A 23,697-nucleotide genomic window follows, 5' to 3' on the forward strand; every position below is an offset into this window, starting at 1 on the left:
ATAGCTATAACGTTTACCCTGACGGATCTCTTCTTAATGGTAAAGGTATCGATTATTCGATGTGTCTATTAATAACTTCGCTCAATTTTATCGCTAGTCTCTATCTAACACTTTTTCGATGTGCCTATCTAATTGCATTGAATTAATGCCACTTTATCTGTTGAGGTTTTGCTAAAGAGCACTCAAAATATCAATCGGTCCGAGTTCAGGTTAGTGACTTTTTTGATACAAACGTACGTAATCAATTAGCATTTGTTTCGGCCAGATATCGTCAGCAACCCCTTTAATACCACCCCATCCACCGCCTACGGCAATATTAAGAATGACATGAAACGGTTTATCAAACGGCCATGACTGCCAGCCTTGGTGATCATTGATATACGAAAAATATAGAGTGTCATCGATAAACACATCTATGCGCTCTGGGCTCCATTCCATCGCATACAGATGAAAGTTATGGGTAACATCCGGCTCATAAAGCGCGCCTTTGCGTTGCTTAAAGTTTTTCCAGAAAAAGGCTTTATTGTGCATAGTAGAATGTATGCGCCCCTCATCAAAACCAACGTGTTCCAAAATGTCTATCTCGCCAGAATTGGGCCAGCTATTACACAGTTTTTGCTCATCGGTAGGATCTTCACAGGGTTCGGCATAAGCATCAAAATCACTTGGCATCATCCAAATCGCAGGCCAAGTGCCTAAGCCCTCAGGCAGTTTAGCCCTCACTTCCACTCGCCCATAAAGTAAATCGCCTTTACCGGCTGAAGTAATGCGCGCCGACGAGTATTCATCACCTTGAAAGAAATCACGTCGCGCTTCAATGATCAAATTTCCGCCTTGTTGACGCACGTTTTCGCTGCGATCAGTATAGCGTTGCAGTTCTTCATTAACGCGTTTGGGTGCCCACAGCTCATAGTTCCACTTAGTCTCATCGACTCGGCCATCCTGATTAAACTCATCTTGCCACACCAGGTGCCAGTCTTTATCTACCTGATAAGGTTTACGAACCACAATGACACTAATGCTGGCGTTGCCGGTTACGGCTTTGAAATCAATATTCAATTGACCATCTGCAAGCTCAACATTTGGCACACTGATGTCATAGGAGGTCATATTACGCCCGTCGCGATCGTTAACGACATCAATAACAGGAATACGCTGCTGGCCCTCAATCCACACCGAGAATTGTCTTTTGCCTTCCTGGGTCCATTGGTCTTCGGCAAAGCGTAACGTCACACTGTAAGTACCATTCGCTAGTGGCTGCTGGTAAGCAATGGTTTCACCCTGGCGAGAAGACAAATACAAGTTTGGATCTTGAGTGCCAAGTATCGTCCCCTTGGCGATAACAACATGACTCGCATCGCCACTAGTCATTTTTATAGCGTCAGCCTGATATTGAATCCCGTCTGAAGAAAGATAGGCATCGCCGCCACTATTAATAGCCCAGACTATTTGGTCCGAAGGATTAGCTTGATGATGTTGAGTTTGAGCTTCAGGTATTTTGAACGTGTGTTGACTGCAGGCAGCTAACAGAAGAGAGGTGCTGGCGACCAGCAGCATTTTGCGATATTCCATTATGTTATTCCATAAATACGTCAGCGAATACCGATGATAAACGCAACACCTTATGTAAACAATATGTAACTGGCTGCACTTGAACGGAGAACATAAACAAAATATCCGAGCCGAATTACAGGTCATTAATGAGAAAACATTAAATGGAGCAATTAAATATTTAGGAGTAAAACAGAATAAATGAGGATGGCGCAATACCGTTTACGCTTGCCGATTACACTCTGTCACATACGTCAGGCTCTAACGCCAGTAAATTATTTCTGCGCTTCTTTTTGTATTTTAAATAAGGAAATGAGCTGTGTATTAAGCATAGTAATTTGATGATCTAACACTTTTCGCTGCAATTCAGCTTCTTCTGAATTGTCACCAATCAACTCTCGACGTTGCGCTTGTAACTCTTTAATATCTTCTTTTAACTGATCAATTTTCTTTTCTATTTCAGTGCGCGTATCGACTTGCTTTGTCTGCGGTGATGTTGCACCACGTGCATTATTACGCATTGTAGAACTTAATTCAGAAGACAGCTTTTTTTGCGCCTCATTTGAAATAGACACCTTATCTGTCACTTCAACTTGAGTGTTCAATGTCCCCTGTGGTGCAATAGTAGACCGTAATCTAACTGACACTTTTTGCAGGTTATCTGTCACCGAAGTCGTTGAGTTTACGCCTAAAATATTCAATGGTTGCTCCTTGCATAGCAGGCTAATATTTATATCGACTTTGATGCTAAAACCTTTAGAAAACAGGGGGGAAAGACGGATTTAGTTAACGGTACCAATACTCGTTAATATATTGGTTTTATTCGCTTTAGCTAAATCAACAGGGGGGTATAAATACACAAACAACCGTTATCGACATCGAATAACTCACATTACCCATATCAAGCTCTTATAAGGTTTGCGGCCAAAAAATGACTTCCCCCTAGACTCACACCCACAAAAACCTAACGTCTACAGACATTATGAAATACACTATGCATCGCGCAAAGTGTATAGATGACACCTCAACATGCTTGCTACAGTATGCAAGCACAGCTAAAGTTCATCATGTTATTGTTTTACCATGAGTGGTTCGATTGATTTCTAGCGTATTTTATCTGAAGGGTTAAATTTTTTATGGAAAAAGTGTTTGAAAGATTGATGTATGCATCGCGCTGGATCATGGCGCCTATTTATTTAGGATTAAGCTTAGTCTTACTCGCCTTAGGCATAAAGTTCTTTCAAGAGATCTTTCACATCATACCCATTATTTTCACCATCGCAGAAGTTGATTTGGTGTTGATCACCCTATCACTCATCGACATCACCTTAGTCGGAGGCCTGCTCATCATGGTGATGTTTTCAGGTTATGAAAACTTCGTATCACAGCTTGATGTGGGCGAAAACAGTGAAAAGCTCAGCTGGCTAGGCAAGATGGATTCAGGTTCACTTAAAAACAAGGTGGCTGCCTCTATTGTGGCGATTTCATCGATTCACCTACTCAAAGTATTTATGAATGCCGAAAACATCGAAAACGACAAGATCATGTGGTATCTACTCATCCACATCACCTTCGTGTTATCGGCCTTCGCCATGGGATATCTGGATAAGATTACGCGGAAATAACCATCCATCTCCAAATAAAAAGCCCTGATACATAACAGCATCAGGGCTTTTTATTGACTATCGATTAGTACCAAACTTTAGGTTCAGCATTATGATTCTGAGCTGCATCAATACTAATACCCAATCCATCAAGAATTTTGAACACTGTCGAGATATAAACATCATTGCCTTTCTCAACACGGATTAACGTCTTTTTGGTCACGCCACACAGCATCGCCGCCACATCTTGAGTCAGTGCTGCATTTTTTCTGGTTTCTTTAATGAGTAAACCCAAGGATTGTTGATTGAGTGCAGGTGTCATAACGTTAGTTCAAAGTGTACTTTGCTACACTTTAGCTCTGAATGCTTGATATTTCAAAAGAAAAGTGTAACAACCTACACTTTATTATAATCTCCCCTGTCAAGATCAACAAAAGTATAGTTAAGTACACTTTTTAATTATCTAAGTCGCCAAACGAATTATAAGTGTAGGTTGTTACACTATCGAATCGATTAAGCCCTACGTTTAAAATTAACAGTGGCTTTTTTATCAGCATCATAGATATTATGAGCTTGATTATTATCAAGTTATGAATGGATGCTGTTGGTAAATGATTCTTAAAACTAAAACACTACAAATGACCAAAACGCCGCAAACGATTGCGGGTCAAAAACAGGAACAGGATGTAGCTTTCTTCTTACGCCGTGCATTTAAAGATCATCCTGAAGTACTGGTTATTAACGACTTCAAATTTAGCTTTAATGATGAAACGGCTCAAATCGATCACTTGATTGTGTATACCTATGGCTTTGTGCTAATTGAATCAAAAAGCATTAAAGGTCACGTTAAAGTGAACAACCAAGGCGAATGGACACGCAGTTATAACAACCAATGGTCAGGTATGTCTTCGCCCATCAAGCAAGTTGAGCTGCAACAAGCCTTGTTGCAAGAAATGCTCAAGCATCATAAGAATGACATATTAGGTAAGTTACTGGGTATAAAGCAGCAAGGCTTCAATGGACGCTGCTGGCATTATTTATGTGCGGTATCCAGTAATGCTGTGATCGACCGAAAAACCATGCCCAAAGAGATTTCGGACAAACTGTATAAAACTGAATTTTTGGTCGATGAGCTCAAAAATATCATGAACCTTAAACACAAACTGATCCGCTTGGTCAGTGTCACCGACACTCGACCAGACTTTAGCCAACGAGAACTCGATTCAATTGGCCAATTTCTTATTCGCCAACATATCGATTCAAATACTCAGCAAGTTGACGCTGCTCAAGTTCAACTAAAGCAAATCCAGCCGATATCAAATACACCAGAGTTTACACCAGAGCTTGAGCAAGGGCCTAAACCAGCATCAGCGCCCACTCATCATCTAGTTCAATCTACTGTCGCAATACTTGCACCTGTAGCAGCATTCGCGCCTGAGCAACACCCCATAATAAGCTGCAAACATTGCGGTGAATCAACACAATATACACCGATGTATGGCAAATTCGGTTACTACATCAACTGTAACCAATGCAGCAAAAATACATCGATGAAATTACCATGCCCACAATGCATGAGTAAAAATACCAAAGTCACTAAGCGCAAAGAAACCTACACATTGAATTGTGTGGATTGTGGATTTGAAAAACGAATTATTTAATCATTAACTCTGATCCTCAGACTAGGACGTCAACATGAAAGATAAGGATAAAATCGCAGTATTTATTGATGCTGATAATGCTCCTGCTAAGAAAATTGATAAAGTGTTATCAGAACTTGCTCGCTATGGTGTGGTAAATATACGTAAGGCTTACGGTAATTGGAAAAACGCTAATTTAAAAACTTGGGAAGATGTGCTGCATGAGTATGCAATTCAACCCATCCAGCAATTCGATTTAACTAAAGGTAAAAACGCCACAGACATGGCACTGGTTATTGATGTTATGGATGTTTTATATACAAAAGATGTAGATGTTATTTGTTTAGTCTCATCAGATTGCGATTTTACCCCCTTAGTCACTAGAGCACTGGCTGATGGTAAAACCATCATCGGGTTTGGAGAGCGCAAAGCTCCTATGCCATTTGTGAATAGTTGTTCTCGATTTTTATTTCTCGATGATGACCCAAGTGAAGATATTCCATTACCTACAGCCACTAAAAGCTTAAACAAGAACACAAAGCTCATCAGTTTATTGAGGCAAGCTATTGAAGCTGTAGAGGAAGATGACGGATGGGCAATGTTAGGACCTATAGGTACTCATATTTCTAATCATGCCTCCTTTGATCAACGTAATTATGGCTTCAAGAAGCTGAGTGATTTATTCGCATCTATAGATCTTTTTGATATGAAAAAAACCAACGGCTCAGTCATTTGGGTAAAAGACAAAAAAAGGCATAAAACGGCAAACGGTAAGGGGAAATAACTATTATTGTCTCGAGATAATTTAGTAATAGTTTACAACGATAATTTCGTAACGAATTGACTACTATGACAGGCTCACCATGACATTCACTCACCGACACGCCGTAAACTCATCCATGAGGGCTCGAACATCCCGTCCATGGGATGGACGGTCGTCTCACAAATGCTGATGGTTCACCTTTTCAGAATCAGCCTAAGCTACTACTTTTAACACTTACGCCCAAGATTTAAGTATGGCAGCATAGTTAAATGCTTTTAAGCAATAGAAGATATTAATCACCCAGATACTATAAATAGTGAGGTAAAAAGTTTGATCTGACCCCACTTGTTTAAAATATCGCGAATGACAAAATCATGTGGTATCTACTCATCCACATCACTTTTGTGTTGTCGGCCTTCGCCATGGGATATCTGGATAAGATTACTAGGAAGTAATAACTGAATTTCGTCGTAGAAATAGCATAGACAATATCGTGGGGCAGAAAGTTTACTCTGACCCCAATAAATGAAATGCTGTAAATGAAATGCTGGGTGATCAAGGACAACTCTTTCGCGTCTAGAGCGTGCTGGAAAATTTCCTGCTCGTGTTGCTCTAACAGCTGGTAGTATTGGCTGGCGGTTAACTGAGATACAAGAGTGGATTCGTAAGTGTTGAATTACTTTATAAGGATATAAAAATGAATAAAATTTCAAAATGTATAAATAGCTTTATTAAGAGCCATGAAGGGTATCGCTCTGATAATGACACTCGTTCCAATGAAGATATTCAAGGTTTATATCAATCATTAGAAAAAGTGATAACTGAAACAGGAGTTTTAAAAAAGTACCCCCATATTAGAATCAAGCCCTCTCTAGGTTCGGGGCGAGTTCCAGTTAAGCCTATTATTTACTTTTTTGATTCAAGAGAAACTATTACTGGAACGAAAGGCGTTTATGTAGCGATGATTCTTCCACAATTGCAGGAAGAAAAAATCAGTAAAATACTTAAAAAGGGACTATCTAACCCCTTTTTGACTATTACTCTAACCCAAGGAGAAAGAACTCTTGAGAAAGAACTAAGCAGTAAAAAAGATGCATTGGCAGCATTATCTGAGAATGCTATCTCATTGGCCGATACTTATAACCAACTACTTAACGATTCAGCGTATAGCTTGGCAAGTCGTAATTCTCAAATGAAAATAAGGATTGCCGAAAGGGTTTATTCAACATCTAGGGGGGCGAGTGATAAGTCAATTGCCAAAGCTATTGATAATATGTTGACAGTGTTATCTGTTTATTGTGAACATAATAAAGAAATAAATAATCTTTCAGAAGATAAAAAGCGCTGGGTTCAGCAACAGTCTAGGCAGGGACAGTCAAAATTCAAAAGCCTCCTACTATTAAGTAGAAAAAAATGTATGGTTACCGGAGCAACAACTGCTTCAATATTAGATGCTTGTCACGTCATACCTCATTCTATTCGAGTTAATTACAGCTATGAAAATGGTTTATTATTAAGAAAAGATATTCACAAGTTGTATGATGATAAATTAATCGGTTTTGATGCTAACGGATTAATTAATATATCATCTAAAGTTTGTAAAGACGATATTATGTATACTCAGTATGATGGGAAAAAGTTGAGCGGAGATATTTGCGAACAGCTTTCATGCAACTTAGATCAAAAGTATAAAGAATATTTAGAATTTAATTCTTAAGCTATTTCTAAGTAACACTAAAATCAATTTAGACATACTCCTGCTCATAGCTTGCTTATCACAATTTATACTTTACCTGCTTGGTTTGGCAGTAAAATTAGCTGATAAGCACAGGCAATATCAAGTTAACTCAATAAAGCATTTTAACATGCTCCCAAACCAATTTATTGGCTTAAGAGCTTACAAATATTGGAGCTTGAAATAGCTAAAATCACATTGGCAGTCAGCTATTAAGATGCTGCAGAATTTAGTTTGGAAACCGCAAGCATCTTATTAAATTGGTGGATTTCCCTCAGACTCTGCACCCACTAAATTCTAGCCACTTTAATAAATACAACATAACGCCTAAAAACCCAACCAGAATATAATACGTCATCTTTCATAGATCTCACATACAACCAGTCATTCCCCATATCATCAATAACTTCAATAGTTTCTCCTATTTCAAGTTGTCGAATGATTGGAGCTGTTAAAGTAGGTCCTTCTCGAAAGTTAAGATTTTTTGCTGTAACGATAGCCCAATCACCCACTTTAATATCTAAAATAACCTTACTGGCTATATCTTTAATCTCTTCAGTTTCATACACATTTACAAAATAAGACGCTATTAATTCTCTATTTTCCATGAAGGTTGTTGCAATACAAGATATGAGAAATGGAAAGAATAAGGTATTCAGAAACCACCAAAATAAATCAAGTTTTTCTGGCGAAAGCTTATCTATAAGATCAGGATTTTGAATAATTGATGAAAATGAGTCTTCCGATTCAGCATCAAATAAAGAATTTTCCTTACTAGCTTTCTCATACAACTCTTGAAATTCATTTGCTTTAAATAATGAAAACTGCCTTCTACGCTTTCGTTGCAACGCCAATTTAATAACTTCAGATTTTTGGCCATCAGATAGCGAAATCCAATTAAATCGCTCATTTCTACTCCTTAAGCAACCAATACAGTAACCTTTTTCATCTGATTGACAAACACCTATGCAGGGACTCGGTATGGAAAAAAAATTTAATTGCTCCACGTAATACCCTTAGATTTTAATATAAATAATTTACAACCTAACACTGTTAACTTAAGTATATTCATGATTAAACTATTTGATATTACGAGGTGCTCTGGATAAATAAAAGCGTTTCCCAAGTTTAATCAAATTGTAGTGCAAAGAAATAATACTTACACCTGAATTGAAGGAGGGGGAAGTCTGACGAATCCCAAATAACCAATAACAAAAAAGCCCCGATGCTGTTAAGTATCGGGGCTTTCATATTCTTTTACAAGAAGTTTGGCTTTAAGCTTTTAGGCTTGAAACAACAAATGATCTAGCGCAGGATAAATCGGGTTAGAACAAGGCGCTTTACCACGACGTTTAGCTTTCTTAAACGAGTGGTGAAGCAACGCAGTTATCACCGATTTAGACAAGCTAGATTACATCATGCCGCCCATTCCGCCCATACCACCCATTCCGCCCATATCTGGCGCAGAATCTTGTGGTACTTCAGCAATCATCGCTTCTGTTGTGATCATAAGACCAGCAATAGATGCGGCAAACTGTAGCGCGCTACGAGTCACTTTAGTTGGGTCCAGGATACCCATTTCTAACATGTCACCGTAGGTGTCGTTACCCGCGTTGTAACCGAAGTTACCTTCACCGTTTTTAACAGTGTTAGCAACAACTGATGCTTCTTGACCAGCGTTAGTTGCGATTTGACGTAATGGCGCTTCCATAGCACGTAGTGCAATCACTACACCGTGCTTTTGGTCTTCGTTCAATACTTCAACATCTTTAATTTTGCTTGCTACGCGAACAAGGGCAACACCACCACCGGCAACCACACCTTCTTCAACCGCTGCGCGAGTTGCATGTAATGCATCTTCTACGCGCGCTTTTTTCTCTTTCATTTCAACTTCGGTTGCTGCGCCAACTTTGATGACTGCAACACCGCCAGCTAACTTAGCCATACGCTCTTGAAGCTTTTCTTTGTCGTAGTCTGAAGTTGACTCTTCAACTTGTTGTTTGATTTGCGAAACACGTGCAGAAATTTGCACTTGGTCGCCACTACCGTCGATGATAGTAGTGTTATCTTTAGTGATGATGACGCGCTTAGCTGTACCTAAATCTTCTAGAGTCGCTTTTTCAAGTTCTAGACCGATTTCTTCAGCGATAACAGTACCGCCAGTTAAGATTGCAACGTCTTGTAGCATTGCTTTACGACGGTCGCCAAAACCAGGTGCTTTAACAGCAGCAACTTTAACGATGCCACGCATGTTGTTCACAACGAGTGTGGCTAATGCTTCGCCTTCAACGTCTTCTGCAACGATAAGCAATGGCTTACCTGTTTTAGCTAGACCTTCAAGGATTGGTAGCAATTCACGGATATTAGAGACTTTTTTGTCTACTAATAAAATGAATGGGCTGTCTAATTCAATGCTGCCAGTTTCTGGCTTGTTGATGAAGTATGGTGATAGGTAACCACGGTCAAACTGCATACCTTCAACAACGTCTAATTCGTTTTCAAGCGCTTGGCCTTCTTCAACTGTGATAACGCCTTCTTTACCGACTTTTTCCATTGCGGTGGCAATGATGTCGCCGATTGACTCGTCAGAGTTAGCAGAAATGGTACCTACTTGAGCAATGGCTTTAGTGTCTGAACACTCTTGAGAAAGTAGTTTAAGTTCAGCAACGGCTGCGATAACCGCTTTGTCGATACCGCGCTTAAGGTCCATTGGGTTCATACCCGCTGCAACTGCTTTTAGGCCTTCAACAACAATAGCTTGTGCTAATACTGTTGCAGTAGTGGTACCGTCACCGGCAGCATCATTGGCTTTAGAAGCAACTTCTTTGACCATTTGTGCGCCCATGTTTTCGAACTTGTCTGTTAGTTCGATTTCTTTAGCCACTGACACACCATCTTTGGTGATCATTGGCGAACCAAAGCTTTTATCTAAAACAACGTTACGACCTTTAGGGCCTAAGGTTACTTTAACTGCGTTGGCTAGGATGTTAACGCCTGCAAGCATTTTTACGCGTGCGTCGTTACCAAATAAGACTTCTTTTGCTGCCATTTTTTGATGTTCCTTTAAATTTAATGATTAAGTGGAAAGTCGATTGATGCGTGAGGCTTAGCCTACTACTGCCATCAGGTCAGCTTCTGACAGGATTAAGACTTCTTCACCGTCAATTTTTTCTTTCTTAACGCCGTAACCTTCATTGAAGATCACTACGTCGCCCACTTTAACGTCAAGTGGAGTAACTGTGCCATTTTCTGAAATACGACCGTTGCCTACAGCAAGGATTTCACCGCGAGTTGATTTTTCTGCTGCGCTGCCTGTAAGCACGATGCCACCTGCAGATTTAGATTCAACTTCTAAACGTTTAACGATAACGCGGTCATGTAATGGACGAATATTCATCTATGAACTCTCCTAATGATTTGATGCCCAAAAAGCGAGGCTATTGACTAACAAATAAGGGTTTTCCCCTTGATGCATGTGATATGGGGGTGGTTAGTCGCAGATCCAAGGGGAATTTTAAAAAAAACTCTACTTTTTTTAAGTCTGTTTTATTAAAGTAACGCTAATCCTGATAGAATTCGGCTCCGTTAAAATATCAAAGCTGAGAATTGATGAAAGACAGACACGGGTTGCTCACAGCGCCAATTGGTCGTGTGCTGCTTAACATGACCTTACCGAACCTGATTGGGATTATGACCATTCTTGGTGGCAGTCTGGTAGACATCTTTTTTATCAGTCAGTTAGGCACAGAATCGCTCGCGGCAGTCAGCTTTACCTTCCCGATAACCTTAGTCATTTCCAGTATTGGTATTGGCATTGGCGCTGGCGTGTCGACCAATTTAGGTCGCTTGATTGGTTCTGGGCATGCGCCCGAATCCAGAGTGTTTTTATATGACGCCTTGTGTATGACCTTTGTGATTATTTGGGGCTTATCGATTCTCGGTTGCATCTTTATAGAACCCGTTTTCAGTTTACTGGGTGCTAATAGCGCCAGTTTGCCGCTCATTAATGACTACATGTGGTACTGGTATTTAGGCGCTCCAGCGCTGGTGTTATTAATGGTGGGTAATCAAGCATTACGCGCCACGGGTGACACTCATTCTCCAGCTAAAATTATGATGTTAGCCGCGATTGTTAATTTGATCCTCGACCCGCTACTTATCTTCGGTATTGGGCCTTTTCCACGACTTGAAATCCAAGGAGCAGCGATTGCGACAACACTGTCTTGGGTGGTGGCCATGTCGCTGTCGGGCTACCTGATCATTGTTAAACGTAAACTGGTGCAGTTTGCAGACTTTGATGTTGGCCGGTTAATTTTACACTGGAAAGTCTTATCGCATATTGCCCGCCCGGCAGCATTAATGAATGTGATTAATCCGATTGCCAACGGCATTATTATGGCGATGCTGGCCCGAATTGATCATGCTGGTGTGGCCGCATTTGGTGCCGGTATTCGCCTAGAATCGGTATTATTGATTGTGGTGATGGCGCTGTCGTCGAGTTTAATGCCGTTTATTGCGCAAAACTTAGGTGCTGGTCAACATGATCGCGCGAAAAAAGCCTTATTGATGTCATTGCGGTTTGCATTTGTGTTTCAAACGTTATTGTTTATTCCGCTGTATTTTTATGCTGAGTCTATTGCCGGGCTATTCACTCATGACCCACTGGTTATCGAATGGCTGAGTTTTTATATTATGATATTGCCTGTCTCTTATGGGCCGCTTGCCATTGTGATTATGGTTGCCACTAGCTTAAATGCTTATCATAGACCCTTGAGTTCACTGGTAATTAACTTATGCCGCTTAATGTTATTGATGCTACCGCTGGCGGCGCTAGGCTCTTATATTGGTGGCGTGAAAGGGATTTTATTGGCACTCCCAATCGCCAATACGTTAATGGGTATAGCTTGTTATTATCTGGCGACTAAAATTAGCGAACCCGAAAAGATTAAGCATGCTGTGCCTTGCCCAGATAACGCTAATCACACCGCATCTGACGATGCTGCTACATCGGACGAACAAGTCGATACAACCAAGCCAAGCACTCGCCTCAGTGAATATTAAACTGTGTTAATAATGGCCGCCGAACTTGCTTTTTAATCGCGCTAAGGTGATTAATAAGCTTATATTTGAACGCAATAAATCTGGTTTATGATGAAAAAGTCCATTTATGCTGCCATGCTCTCAGGCATTATTTGCCCTGGCAGTGGCCAACTCTGGTTAGGGAAAAAGCTACTCGGCTGGGGGTTTATCAGTGTCAGTTTGCTGTGCGTATTGGTGATTATGAACCAGATAATTAGCCGCGCCCAAGTGATTGCTGAGCAAATTTTGGCAGGTGAGATTGGCAATGATTTAAGCTCCATTTATGCAGCTGTCTCTGGAGCGGCACTCGACACTGCAGGTGCCAGCATGTCGGCCTTAACTTGGGTGTTTTTAGCCAACTGGGGCTTAAGCATTATTAGTGCATTTTGGTTAGGCGCGCAGCAAGATAAGCAGCTTCAGCTACAAAAATAAAAACCGCAATAAACATAAAAACAGCCGAGTAATGCATCTGCATCAATCGGCTGCTTATTCTTATCAGTCATCAAAACGCAGTATTTCGTCAACCAACGCTGCAGATCACTTTGATCAAAGATTAAATTCGCTTAGTGCGATTAAGACGGTTTGTGGTCGTCTTTTGGCTTAATCGGCTCAACATCAATAATATCGTCATCCTTATTGTGATCCGTTTTGGTATGCTTATCTTGAGGCGGGTTTTCACTCACATCAACATCATGTTGCTCATGCTCAATTTGATGGCTACGTGGGCGATCATTTTTATGTTCAAAATCACCGTCGAAGGTATTACCCTGTTGATCAAATGGCTTTTGCCCCGCAAAAGGACCCGATTGTCCGAAAGGACTTTGGCCACCAAAACCAGGTTTAAAACCACCATTGGCGACCACACGCAATTGCATACGCTTATATAAAAACGCGGCAATGGGAGAGCGGGTTAATGGGGTTAATAGAATTAAACCAATAAAGTCGGTCACAAAACCTGGAATAAGCAATAACACCCCGGCGGCGGCAAGCATCATACCTTCAACAATTTCTTGTCCGGGTGCTTCACCACGAGCTAATTTTTGTTGCACGCTCATTAACGTGCTTAACCCTTGGCTACGTACCAATGACACACCAACAACGGCAGTAAAAAGTACCAAGGCGACGGTAGTCCATGAGCCAATTGAACTGGCAACTTCAATGAGTACATTGAGCTCTATAACGGGTACTAAAACAAATATTAACAATAAAATAAAAAACATATTGGCCTCTAATGATCGCTTTTTGATAGAGTGGCGACCGATAAAATAACTGTTGCCGATGAAACTTAAATGGGGGTGAACGGGTCTATTTTCAAGACGCGTCACGAATATCATCTCAGTTTAATGAAAATGATGCTAAAACATCGTACTGTAATGCGTTGCAGTATAACGCCTTTAACTTAAGTAAACTTTAAGACAACTTATGTATAAACCTGAACAGCTACTTATTTTAACCTCTTGCCCAAATGCTGAGGTTGCTGCAGGTATTGCGACAAAATTAATCGAAGCGAAATTGGCAGCATGCGTACAAATAGGCCAAGCCGTTGAGTCAATTTATCGCTGGGACAATAAAATTTGTCAGTCAAGTGAAGTACCAATACAAATAAAATGTATGGCATCTGATTATCATTCAATTGAACAACTCGTGATCAAAATGCATCCTTATGAAGTACCAGAATTCATTGCCACTCCGATTATCGGTGGTTTTGGCCCTTATTTACAATGGATAAAAGACAACTCACCATCATGAAAAAAATCGTCGCACTATGCCTAACATCTCTGTTAATGATGTCATCAATCCTCCTCGCGCCAGTGGCACACAGCGCGAATGCCTTGGGGAATAAATTCAGCTTTTTAAGCAGTGAACCTGAATTAATGAAGGTCAACGATGCTTTTGTGTTTGACTACCAGCAACAAGGTAATCAGCTCAAAATCAACTTTGTGATTGCTGAGGGTTATTATCTATACCGCGACAAGCTGCAGTTTTCTGTCGATGGTGCAGTTATTGGTGATATTGAATTACCTCATGGTAAAAACCACCATGACGAATATTTTGGCGACCAAGAGGTGTTTTACTCGTTCGTTGAAATTCCGATTGCATTTAAAGAAGCCCAAGAAGGTGCGGTGTTTCATGTCACCTTTATGGGTTGTGCTGAAGGTACTTTGTGTTACCCACCGACCAAGCGTGATGTGACCTTATCAGCCATTGAAGCGAATGATGGCAAGATAGTCAGCAAAAAAGTGATTGGCGCCCCTGATGACACGCAATCAGCAAACCTAACCAATGCAACTGATGCTCCTGCAACCCCTATCACTGAGCAAGACACGTTAAACCAAATGCTGCAAAACGATAGCCTGTTGTGGACCTTAGTGATTTTCTTTGGTTTAGGTATCGGCTTAGCATTAACACCATGCGTGTTCCCTATGTACCCTATTTTATCGGGCATTATTGTTGGCCAAGGCCAAAAATTGTCAACGGCCAAAGCCTTCACCCTCTCAATGGCCTATGTACAAGGCATGGCGATTACTTACTCCTTACTTGGACTAGTTGTTGCCTCTGCTGGACTTAAGTTTCAAGCAGCCTTGCAACACCCTGCAATTTTGATTTTCTTAGCAGTGATGTTTGTATTGCTGAGTTTGTCGATGTTTGGCATGTACGATTTAAAACTGCCATCTAAATGGCAGGAAAAAATGAACTCAATGTCGAACAACCAAAAAGGTGGCAACCTGATTGGCGTGTTCATGATGGGCGTGATTTCAGGCTTAGTCGCCTCACCTTGCACCACAGCGCCATTATCTGGCGTGCTTATTTACGTGGCGCAGTCTGGCGACCTGCTACAAGGCTTTTTAGCTCTATATGTACTGAGTATGGGCATGGGCTTACCGTTATTAGTTATTGGCACTTCCGGTGGTAAAATTTTACCTCGCGCAGGGGCTTGGATGGACATTATTAAAACCATCTTTGGCTTCTTGCTGATTTCAGTGTCTATTGTGATGATTGGCCGTATTTGGCCAGGTTTAGTATCCGATTTACTCTGGTCTGTATGGGCAATCAGCTTAATTGCTTACTTAATGCATCAAAATAGATTGTCAGAGTTTAACTGGAAACAAAGCACCCGTGGAGTACTGCTATTGTTGGCGTTAATGGCAAGCTTCTCTTATGGTTTCCAAGCAATGATGGCTGGCTTTGGCCATACCTCTGTGCAGATGAACCAAGCGGGTGTTGAAGGTAAAACCAAAACCGAAGCGAATCACTTTATCCGCATTAAATCGCTAGACGATTTAGAAGTAGAATTAGATAAGGCCAGTATTAGCGGCAAAACGGTAATGTTAGATTTATATGCCGACTGGTGTGTGGCTTGTAAAGAGTTTGAAGCTATTACCTTTAAAAATGCTGATGTAGAAGCACGGATGAAGCAAATGGTGTTATTACAAGCGGACGTGACTGCCAGTGATGATATTGATATTGAGCTGCTAGAGCATTATGGCGTATTGGGTTTACCGACATTATTAATGTTCAATACCGACGGCAAACAACGTGAAGATTTACGGGTAACCGGATTTATGGGACCAAAAGACTTTGCAGCCCATTTAGATATCCTTTTAGCAAAATAAATCGCCTGAGTAATATCGCGCATTAACGCAATGCGCGATATCTACACGGCAAATATAATGCATTCACTTTATTGACTAAATAAGTTACCTAACAGGCTATGTTGCTCATCATACTTAGCTGTAAGTAGGGTATTAAGTGCAGTTATAAAGACAATCTGTTAGTAAAATCTTTGCCTAGAACACAATATAAAACAGTATCTTTAATCACTAAAGATGCTGTTTTTTGCTTTTGTGGTATTAAAGTCACCGTAAGTTAACCTTTTTCTTATACAATATAATTTTTATATTCCTCATCTAAGGAGTTTTATGGAACCCGCTATCCTTATTATCACTCTGCTTTGCGGTATGTTGGTTAGCCGTGTTGGTTTACCGCCACTCATAGGTTATCTTGCTGCTGGTTTTGTATTATTTACCTTAGGAATTAAAGACACTAGCTTGCCTATTTTGCAACAGCTTGCCGACCTAGGCGTTACCTTACTGCTGTTTTCCATTGGCCTTAAACTTGATCTAAAGAGTCTTTTTAAAGCCGAAGTATGGGCTGGTTCAAGTTTGCATTTAATCGGTTCAATTCTGTTTTTTGTGCCTGTACTTAAGGTATTAGGCTTTTTAGGCATTGAGCAACTAGATGGATTTAGCTTTAATCAACTGATGCTAGTAGCGTTTGCTCTGAGTTTTTCAAGTACTGTATTTGCGGTAAAAGTACTTGAAGACAGCGGTGATATGCAGTCTCTATATGGTCGAGTAGCGATTGGTATCTTAATTATGCAAGATATCTTCGCGGTAATATTTTTAACCATTTCCAAAGGTAACATTCCATCTGTTTGGGCCTTTGCCTTGTTGTTACTCCCATTAGCAAAGCCACTGATATACAAAGTGTTTGACCGAGTAGGCCACGGTGAAATGTTAGTGTTATTTGGCCTAGTCATGGCCTTAGTTGTGGGCGCATGGCTATTTGAAGCCGTAGGTTTAAAGCCAGATTTAGGCGCTCTAATTGTGGGGATTTTACTCGCAGGACATGCTAAATCATCTGAATTAGCTAAATCGATTTATTTCTTTAAAGAGCTATTCTTAGTCGCATTTTTCTTAACCATTGGTTTAAACGGTTTGCCGACACTGGCAGATATCGGCTTAGCCGCTATTTTAGTGGTGTTAATCCCGGTTAAGATTGTTATGTTTATCTACTTGCTAACCCGCTTTAAATTACGTTCGCGCACCTCGTTATTAGCCTCATTTAACTTAGGTAACTACAGTGAGTTTGGTTTAATTGTAGCTGCTGTTGCGGCGCAAAAAGGTTGGTTACCACCGCAATGGCTGATTATTATTGCGGTCGCCTTAAGCATTAGTTTCTTATTTGCAGCACCGCTGAATAACAGCGTCGCGAAGATTTATTTACGTTATCAAACCAGACTAATGAAACTAGAACGCCATCCTTTGCACCCTGAAGATCGCCAGATCCCAATTGGTAATCCACGCTTCTTAATTTTAGGTATGGGCCGAATTGGTTCAGGTGCTTATGATGAATTACGTTCAAAATACATAGGCGAAATATTAGGTATTGAGCATAAACAAGAGCTGGTCGACTTTCATCGCAATCAAGGTCGTAATGTTGTTCAAGGGGATGCTGGCGATACCGATTTTTGGGAAAAACTCGAACGGGCTCCTAATTTAGAGTTGGTTTTACTGGCAATGCCAAATCACGTCGGTAACTTGTTTGCCGTTCAACAACTGAAAAGATTAAATTACGAAGGTAAAATCAGTGCCATTGTACAATACACAGAAGACGCCGATTCGTTAAAAGACTCAGGTGTGAATACTGTGTACAACTTGTATGAAGCAGCAGGTAGAGGTTTTGTTGACCATGTGATTAAAGAGCTACTTGATTCGCCATCAGTCATCGTATCTGAATCCGCCAGCGAAATAACCAATGAGAATCACGCTATAGCAGCAGATGAGCAGCCCGTTAAGTCAACATCATAAAATCTGTCCCTAAGTTGCGATCCATTTAAAACGCCTAGAAATATCTCTAGGCGTTTTTGTTTTCCACAACGTATTTTCAATTTTGCGTCGGATAAACAAATCACAGTTACAGATCGAGTAAAGTCATGCTATAACTCCACTAATAAGACTTTTTCTTGTCACCCTTTGTTGGATTTTTTGAAGTATGTCAAACCCTGCTCAACGCGCGACTAAATTATTCGTGCAAACTTTTGGCACTAAGCCCGATGATTTATACCAAGCGCCCGGGCGAGTTAACATTATGGGCGAACATACCGACTATAACGAAGGCCTCGCATTACCTGCCGCCATTAATTTTCATACTGTTATTGCTGTAAAGCATCGCGATGATGATTTATTTCGCGCGGTCAGTACCGCTTTTCCGGGGCACATTAAACAATGGTACTTTGGCGAAGAAGGAACCTTAGCTGCTGGCGATGATTGGAGCCATTACTTAAAGGGCGTTACAGCCGCAATGAACCAATCAGGTTTACAGGCAAAAGGCTTAGACTTAGCGATTGTCGGTGATGTGCCGCTTGGGGCAGGTTTATCATCTTCAGCAGCACTGGAAATCGCGTTTGGTACTGCTATCAGTAATGCCAGCCAATTACATTTATCACCTATTGCTATTGCCCAATTAGCACAGCGCGGTGAAAGCCAATTTATGCAATTAAATTGCGGCATGATGGACCAAATTATCAGTGCGATGGCAGAGCCCGATCATGCCTTATTGATTGATTGCTTAGAACTAGAAAGCGAAGCTGTGCTATTGCCTGAAGAATTAAGCTTGATTGTGATTGATATAAAACAAGATCGTCATGTTTTTACACAGCAGTTTGAACAGCGCAAACAAGAATGCAGTCAGATCACTGCGATACTTGGCCTCGATTCTCTTCGGGATTTATCACTCGCCCAACTGAATCTAAATAAAGAGGTATTGAGTGATGAGCAGTTTCGCCGTGCTCGCCATGTGATCACTGAAAACCAACGCACCAGTAATGCAGCCCGAGCATTACAACAGATTAATATTGCTCGTTTTAGTGAGTTAATGGCGCAGTCTCAAGTTTCAATGCGTGATGATTTTGAGATTATTACCCCTGAAATCGATTGCTTGGTGACTATGGTTGCATCGCTGATCGGCGAACAAGGCGGTGTGCGGATGAGCGATGGCTGTGTATTAGCTCTGGTTAATCATGATCTCACCGATGAGGTGATTAATGTGGTTGAAAAGCAATATTTTAAGCAAACAGGTATCGAAGCAACAATATACTTGTGTTCAGCAAGTGGCGGTGCAGGACGCATCAGTTAATATTTTACAAAAGTGGGAAGCATAAATGGTACGTTTTAGTGTATTGGAACCTTGGCAAGATCCCCGTGGTGGAGAGATTGAACGGGTAAGAATCGATAATGGCATCATCGCACTCGAAGTATTAAGTTTAGGCGGCATTATTCGATCATTATGGACTCCCGATCGCAATGGTGAACGTAAAAATATTGTCTTAGGTTGCGACAGCGCCGAAGATTATTTAGCCCAACAAGCACATTTAGGTGCGATTGCAGGACGTTATAGCAATCGTATTGCCAATGGTAAAACTCAATATAATGGCCAACAATACTCACTGAGTATTAACCAAGCGACTAACTGTTTACATGGTGGCGCGGAGGGTTTTAATCGCAAATTATGGCAGCTTGGGCCATTAAGTGATGGCATGCGTTTAACCTTAAAAAGCCCTGACGGCGACATGGGCTTTCCAGGTAATTGCACCGTACAGCTCGATTACCGCTTAGCGGGTAACAATGTGTACATTGAAATGCTGGCCAGCACAGATAAAGCCTGCCCCATTAGTTTAACCCAGCATAGCTACTTTAATTTAGACGGTAATCGTAGCGACACCAATGCTCAACATACTCTACAAGTGGATGCTAAACATTACCTCACAATGAATGATGTTGGCATACCAACATCAATGCAAGCTACTGCAGGCAGCGATTTAGACATGGCTGTACCTACACCAATGTCGGTGCAGACCGAGCGCGCAACATTAGCCGCCACTAAAGGTTTTGATCATTGTTATGTGTTAGATAACCCAGGGGCAGACTTGCAACGTTTTGGTTGCTTAGCCAGCCCAAATAGCGGCCGCAGTATGACGGTTTATACTAACCAACCCGGCGTACAAGTTTACGGCGCTAATTTTTTGCAAGGCACTATTGGTAAAAAACAACGTCCACTTTGCGATCACCAAGCCGTGTGTATTGAACCGCAGATGCTACCTGATTCACCTAATCAACCAGACTTAGCTGGTGATGTGTGGGTAAAACCGGGACACGTTTATCATCACATCACTCGATATCAGTTTGATGCAGAATAATCCGCCTGTTAAATCTAATTTTAATGCTGAAGACATTGGCCAAATTGCCATAGGGGCTTTTGCCCTGTCGGTGCCGATTGCATTTTCTGAAGAAGCTTGGCATTTATCAGCCAGCTTACCAAGCTTAAATTTGGTCTTGATCGTGGTACTGTCGCTAGCGTTTATTGCCTTATTTGCCTACCAGAGTGTATTTCAGGCCAATATCATTAAGCGCAGACAAGCATTTCTATTACGAGTTGTTGCTGCCTATATATTGACGTTATTAGTCGTGGGAATAGTGCTTTTAGCATTAGATAAATTGCCGTTATGGGACGATCCCATTTTAGCATTTAAGCGGATGATATTAATTGCGATGCCCGCATCGATGGGCGCAATTATTGTTGATAGTTTTGACAAAGAATAAACGTCATAAGCAATAAAAAATTATTGCTTATGACGTTGTCAATCTATGACCAATATAAACCAGTAATGCGGCTAATCACACAATACATTAAGTCTAAAACTTAATGTATTGCACAGAATTAATCGTCTATGCTATCACCTATTTCATCAAAGCTGTCATCGTCATCATCTGAGTCATCAAATTCTGGAATGTCATCATCTGAATCAATAACTTCATCTGGTTCTGGCACTGGTTTAGCCTTACGAGGAGGCGCTGTGTCTGGTACTTTTGACAAGTCGATACGTGATTGATGCTTTAACATAAACTCAGCACGTGCCGCTTTCCAAGCATCATTAAACTCAGCGATTGCCGCTTTTGTTTGCTCATCATCTAAGTCATGTAAATTCACTTTAACGATGTCTTCTACATACTCAACAATCGTATTACGAATTGTATTGTAAAAGTAGATGCGCCCTGGAGACGCTTGTGGCAGTTGGTTATCATGAACAACAATAGTATTACCTTTTGATGTTCTTAATTCACCAAACCAAACCTGTTTTTTTGCTGTGTTATACATATATGCTAACGCCCTTAAATCAACACATATCCTAAAAATGATGCAGCTTGATGGCTAATAAAACAGCCAATCTACAACACGATTATTTGTTCTGTATTTACGTGGGTATTTAAACAGAATATTTCTGAGAATCAATGCCTAAAACGATGATTTTTTCAAGTAATCGCATAAAAATGTCCGTCGTAGTCTATTTTTAACACTTTACTGTCTTTTTTCTCACAAAATAATCGTCCACAAAGGCAATTAGCCGCTTTTAGGCTAACCACTTTGTCTTGACGACTTTAGCTTAAAAAAATCAAGCTTCAAGTTTTTTAGCAAAATATATGCTGATAAATATTCCGAATGGATCGGCACACACATAACGCCGCGGCTTAGGCTTGTAGATTTAATACAATCTTGCCTTTATGTTGCCCAGATTCCATACGCTTATGTGCCTCGACGACTTGAGCAAAAGCAAATACGCTATCTACAGGAATACTCATTTCACCACTGTTTAATAATGGCCATACATATTGCGCTAAGCCTTGAGCAATTTGCGCTTTATTTTGCACGCTTTGTGGTCGTAATGTTGAACCTGTCCACACTACCCGTTTTGCCATAATGCGGAAAATATCTACATTTGCCTGAGGACCCCGTTGCATCGCGACGGACACCATACGCCCATCAGTGGCTATGGCTTTGAGATTTTCATTAATAAAGTCGCCACCAGCAATGTCCATAATCACATTGACCCCTAAGCCATCCGTTGCCGCTAAGATAGGTTCGACAAAATGCTCTTCATTATAATTAATGGCCACACTGGCCCCTTGCTCCAAACAATATTGGCATTTTTCAGCGCTACCAGAAGTCGCAAATACCTTAGCACCTAAGCGACTGGCCATTTGGATTGCGGTCGTGCCGATACCGCCAGATCCACCATGGATCAGTACGGTTTCACCTGCTTTAAGCCCGCCACGAATAAATAAGTTACCCCACACGGTAAAAAAGGTTTCTGGCAGAGCTGCCGCTTGTACGTAACTGTAACCGGTAGGAATAGGTAAACAATGGGCGGCATAAGTGTTAACCAGCTCGGCATAACCACCACCAGGCACTAACGCACACACTTTGTCGCCGACCTGCCACTGAGTTACATCATCTGCCACGGCAACAATTTTACCGGCCACTTCTAAACCTAGGATTGGACTAGCATCTGCTGGCGGTGGATAAGCCCCCACACGCTGTTTAATGTCTGGGCCATTCACTCCAGCAGCATGTACCTTAATCGTCACTTGACCCGCGGATGGCATCGCAAGTGTTGATTGTACCATGGTCATCACGCTAGGTTCGCCGGGTTGCTCAACCATCACATGAGTAAATTGTCTATCTAATGTCGCCATAAAAATGTTCTCCCGGTTAATTGCAGTTAAAAAGTAACCAATGTTAACTATCTGTTATTGGCACACTGTAGCTGTTCACAATATGAACATATTTGTTAGTAAATACTTAAATAGTATCTTTTTTAATCAAAAAAAGATTGCCTCTTCACTTTAAACAATTACTATACGCGCCCGTTCATCCCATGGAGCACAATACTTGCTAAAGTACCTGTTCATTTTACTGTCTGTTTTCAGTATTCACGCCCATGCCGCGCCAATTCGTATTGCCTCAGATATTTGGTGCCCATATGCCTGTGATACTAACACTGGTTATGTTGTGGAATTGACTCGTCGCGCTTTTGAAATTCAAAATCAACCTGTTGAATTTATGATAGCCCCTTTTAAACGAGTCATGCTTGAACTTCAAAGGAACAATGTCGATGCTGTCATTGGATTGTCTAAAAAAGCGATAGGCAACTATCAATTACTGAGTAATGACGTGATTGTGGGCTATAAAAGTAACGACTTTTATACTCTAGTTGACAGCACTGAGTCATTTGAGCAAATATCCGACCTCAATAATACCCAACAGGTTGCCGTTGTCACTGGCTACCAATATGGCAAAGAACTGGATACATGGCTTAACTCCCACCCGAGCACCTATTTTGCCTCGGGTAATGACCCTATCGCGATGAACATTATTCGCCTTATAAAAGGCCGCCACTCGGTGATTATCGACAACAAAAATGTCATTGAGTACACCGCAAGTCAACTAAACTTAAATCAACAACTTCGTTATGCAGGCACTATAGGTAAACCGGTTCCTTTATATATTGGTTTTAACCCGCAAAATAAAGCCTATGTGAGCGCTTTTGACCGCGGCATACAGATGCTAAAAGCCAATGGCGAATATAAGCAAATTATGGATAAATACAAAATATTACCGGAAGTCACCTCAGCCGACGCCCGCTATAAAAACCTGCAAAAGTTTTTACCTATCCTTGATTAAACTCGCTGTTTTTATGCCAGAGGG

Annotated in this window: 22 protein-coding genes and 2 pseudogenes; 15 read left to right on the plus strand and 9 right to left on the minus strand. The window is 41.0% G+C overall.

Going from position 1 to position 23,697, the window contains the following annotated elements:
- Nucleotides 1-210: 210 nt before the first annotated feature.
- Nucleotides 211-1,572, minus strand: coding sequence for a malectin domain-containing carbohydrate-binding protein (locus H5123_RS01885; protein WP_182696838.1), 1,362 nt, complete (start codon nt 1,570-1,572; stop codon nt 211-213).
- Between the two features lie 254 nt (nt 1,573-1,826).
- Nucleotides 1,827-2,252, minus strand: coding sequence for a hypothetical protein (locus H5123_RS01890; RefSeq protein ID WP_124015239.1), 426 nt, complete (start codon nt 2,250-2,252; stop codon nt 1,827-1,829).
- Between the two features lie 435 nt (nt 2,253-2,687).
- On the opposite strand from H5123_RS01890, the gene H5123_RS01895 reads away from it, so the two are divergent.
- Nucleotides 2,688-3,176 carry a TIGR00645 family protein gene (locus H5123_RS01895; protein ID WP_124015240.1) on the plus strand — a complete coding sequence of 163 codons (489 nt, stop codon included), beginning with the start codon at nt 2,688-2,690 and terminating at the stop codon, nt 3,174-3,176.
- Between the two features lie 64 nt (nt 3,177-3,240).
- Here H5123_RS01895 and H5123_RS01900 read toward each other — a convergent pair whose 3' ends face one another.
- Nucleotides 3,241-3,477, minus strand: coding sequence for a helix-turn-helix domain-containing protein (locus H5123_RS01900; RefSeq protein WP_182696839.1), 237 nt, complete (start codon nt 3,475-3,477; stop codon nt 3,241-3,243).
- 289 nt (nt 3,478-3,766) lie between these two features.
- Here H5123_RS01900 and H5123_RS01905 point away from each other — a divergent pair, with 289 nt between their 5' ends.
- The 5 genes and pseudogenes from H5123_RS01905 to H5123_RS20550 form a co-directional block, all read left to right on the plus strand.
- Nucleotides 3,767-4,816 carry a nuclease-related domain-containing protein gene (locus tag H5123_RS01905; RefSeq protein WP_182696840.1) on the plus strand — a complete coding sequence of 350 codons (1,050 nt, stop codon included), beginning with the start codon at nt 3,767-3,769 and terminating at the stop codon, nt 4,814-4,816.
- A gap of 34 nt (nt 4,817-4,850) precedes the next feature.
- Nucleotides 4,851-5,579, plus strand: coding sequence for an NYN domain-containing protein (locus H5123_RS01910; RefSeq protein WP_182696841.1), 729 nt, complete (start codon nt 4,851-4,853; stop codon nt 5,577-5,579).
- Between the two features lie 546 nt (nt 5,580-6,125).
- Nucleotides 6,126-6,233 (plus strand): annotated as a pseudogene (locus tag H5123_RS20820) (helix-turn-helix transcriptional regulator); the annotation flags it as partial.
- 22 nt (nt 6,234-6,255) lie between these two features.
- The gene (locus H5123_RS20825) at nt 6,256-7,275 is read left to right on the plus strand and encodes an HNH endonuclease signature motif containing protein (RefSeq protein WP_182696842.1); all 1,020 of its coding nucleotides are present in this window, start codon (nt 6,256-6,258) and stop codon (nt 7,273-7,275) included.
- Between the two features lie 10 nt (nt 7,276-7,285).
- Nucleotides 7,286-7,552: pseudogene (locus H5123_RS20550) on the plus strand (IS4 family transposase); the annotation flags it as partial.
- Nucleotides 7,553-7,583: 31 nt separating this feature from the next.
- On the opposite strand, the gene H5123_RS20760 reads toward H5123_RS20550, so the two are convergent.
- From H5123_RS20760 to H5123_RS01935, 3 genes are all read right to left on the minus strand, one after another.
- Nucleotides 7,584-8,300, minus strand: coding sequence for a DUF1289 domain-containing protein (locus H5123_RS20760; protein WP_182696843.1), 717 nt, complete (start codon nt 8,298-8,300; stop codon nt 7,584-7,586).
- 404 nt (nt 8,301-8,704) lie between these two features.
- On the minus strand, nt 8,705-10,342 hold the full coding sequence (gene groL, locus H5123_RS01930) for a chaperonin GroEL (RefSeq protein WP_124015244.1): 1,638 nt from the start codon (nt 10,340-10,342) through the stop codon (nt 8,705-8,707).
- 57 nt (nt 10,343-10,399) lie between these two features.
- On the minus strand, nt 10,400-10,690 hold the full coding sequence (locus H5123_RS01935; RefSeq protein WP_124015245.1) for a co-chaperone GroES: 291 nt from the start codon (nt 10,688-10,690) through the stop codon (nt 10,400-10,402).
- 212 nt (nt 10,691-10,902) lie between these two features.
- Between H5123_RS01935 and H5123_RS01940 the strand changes: the two genes are divergently transcribed.
- Both H5123_RS01940 and H5123_RS01945 read left to right on the plus strand, forming a co-directional pair.
- A complete protein-coding gene (locus tag H5123_RS01940; RefSeq protein ID WP_182696844.1) occupies nt 10,903-12,354 on the plus strand; it encodes an MATE family efflux transporter in 1,452 nt (483 codons plus the stop codon).
- Between the two features lie 90 nt (nt 12,355-12,444).
- Nucleotides 12,445-12,804, plus strand: coding sequence for a hypothetical protein (locus tag H5123_RS01945; protein ID WP_124015247.1), 360 nt, complete (start codon nt 12,445-12,447; stop codon nt 12,802-12,804).
- 140 nt (nt 12,805-12,944) lie between these two features.
- On the opposite strand, the gene H5123_RS01950 is transcribed toward H5123_RS01945, so the two are convergent.
- Nucleotides 12,945-13,592 (minus strand): FxsA family protein, encoded by a 648-nt coding sequence (locus tag H5123_RS01950; RefSeq protein WP_182696845.1) that lies wholly within the window; start codon nt 13,590-13,592, stop codon nt 12,945-12,947.
- Nucleotides 13,593-13,794: 202 nt separating this feature from the next.
- Here H5123_RS01950 and cutA point away from each other — a divergent pair, with 202 nt between their 5' ends.
- The 6 genes from cutA (at nt 13,795) to H5123_RS01980 (ending at nt 20,753) form a co-directional block, all read left to right on the plus strand.
- Nucleotides 13,795-14,121: a divalent-cation tolerance protein CutA gene (gene cutA / locus H5123_RS01955; protein ID WP_182696846.1), complete on the plus strand. Its 327-nt coding sequence runs from the start codon at nt 13,795-13,797 to the stop codon at nt 14,119-14,121.
- Nucleotides 14,118-15,986, plus strand: a complete 1,869-nt coding sequence (locus tag H5123_RS01960) for a protein-disulfide reductase DsbD (RefSeq protein ID WP_182696847.1) — start codon at nt 14,118-14,120, stop codon at nt 15,984-15,986. The genes cutA and H5123_RS01960 overlap by 4 nt, the downstream gene beginning before the upstream one ends.
- A gap of 306 nt (nt 15,987-16,292) precedes the next feature.
- On the plus strand, nt 16,293-17,963 hold the full coding sequence (locus H5123_RS01965; RefSeq protein ID WP_182696848.1) for a cation:proton antiporter family protein: 1,671 nt from the start codon (nt 16,293-16,295) through the stop codon (nt 17,961-17,963).
- A 184-nt stretch (nt 17,964-18,147) separates the two neighbouring features.
- Nucleotides 18,148-19,290 (plus strand): galactokinase, encoded by a 1,143-nt coding sequence (gene galK / locus H5123_RS01970; RefSeq protein WP_182696849.1) that lies wholly within the window; start codon nt 18,148-18,150, stop codon nt 19,288-19,290.
- 25 nt (nt 19,291-19,315) lie between these two features.
- Nucleotides 19,316-20,350, plus strand: a complete 1,035-nt coding sequence (locus H5123_RS01975) for an aldose epimerase family protein (protein WP_182696850.1) — start codon at nt 19,316-19,318, stop codon at nt 20,348-20,350.
- Nucleotides 20,340-20,753, plus strand: a complete 414-nt coding sequence (locus H5123_RS01980; RefSeq protein ID WP_124015254.1) for a DUF2391 family protein — start codon at nt 20,340-20,342, stop codon at nt 20,751-20,753. The genes H5123_RS01975 and H5123_RS01980 overlap by 11 nt, the downstream gene beginning before the upstream one ends.
- Nucleotides 20,754-20,871: 118 nt before the next feature.
- Here H5123_RS01980 and H5123_RS01985 read toward each other — a convergent pair whose 3' ends face one another.
- Together H5123_RS01985 and H5123_RS01990 are read right to left on the minus strand one after the other, a co-directional pair.
- Nucleotides 20,872-21,309, minus strand: a complete 438-nt coding sequence (locus tag H5123_RS01985) for a hypothetical protein (RefSeq protein ID WP_124015255.1) — start codon at nt 21,307-21,309, stop codon at nt 20,872-20,874.
- A gap of 371 nt (nt 21,310-21,680) precedes the next feature.
- Nucleotides 21,681-22,685: an NAD(P)H-quinone oxidoreductase gene (locus H5123_RS01990; RefSeq protein ID WP_182696851.1), complete on the minus strand. Its 1,005-nt coding sequence runs from the start codon at nt 22,683-22,685 to the stop codon at nt 21,681-21,683.
- Between the two features lie 196 nt (nt 22,686-22,881).
- Between H5123_RS01990 and H5123_RS01995 the strand changes: the two genes are divergently transcribed.
- Nucleotides 22,882-23,673 carry an ABC transporter substrate-binding protein gene (locus H5123_RS01995; RefSeq protein ID WP_182696852.1) on the plus strand — a complete coding sequence of 264 codons (792 nt, stop codon included), beginning with the start codon at nt 22,882-22,884 and terminating at the stop codon, nt 23,671-23,673.
- Nucleotides 23,674-23,697: the final 24 nt, after the last annotated feature.

Source organism: Shewanella sp. SR43-4 (assembly GCF_014163845.1).
Taxonomy (GTDB): Bacteria; Pseudomonadota; Gammaproteobacteria; order Enterobacterales; family Shewanellaceae; genus Shewanella; species Shewanella vesiculosa.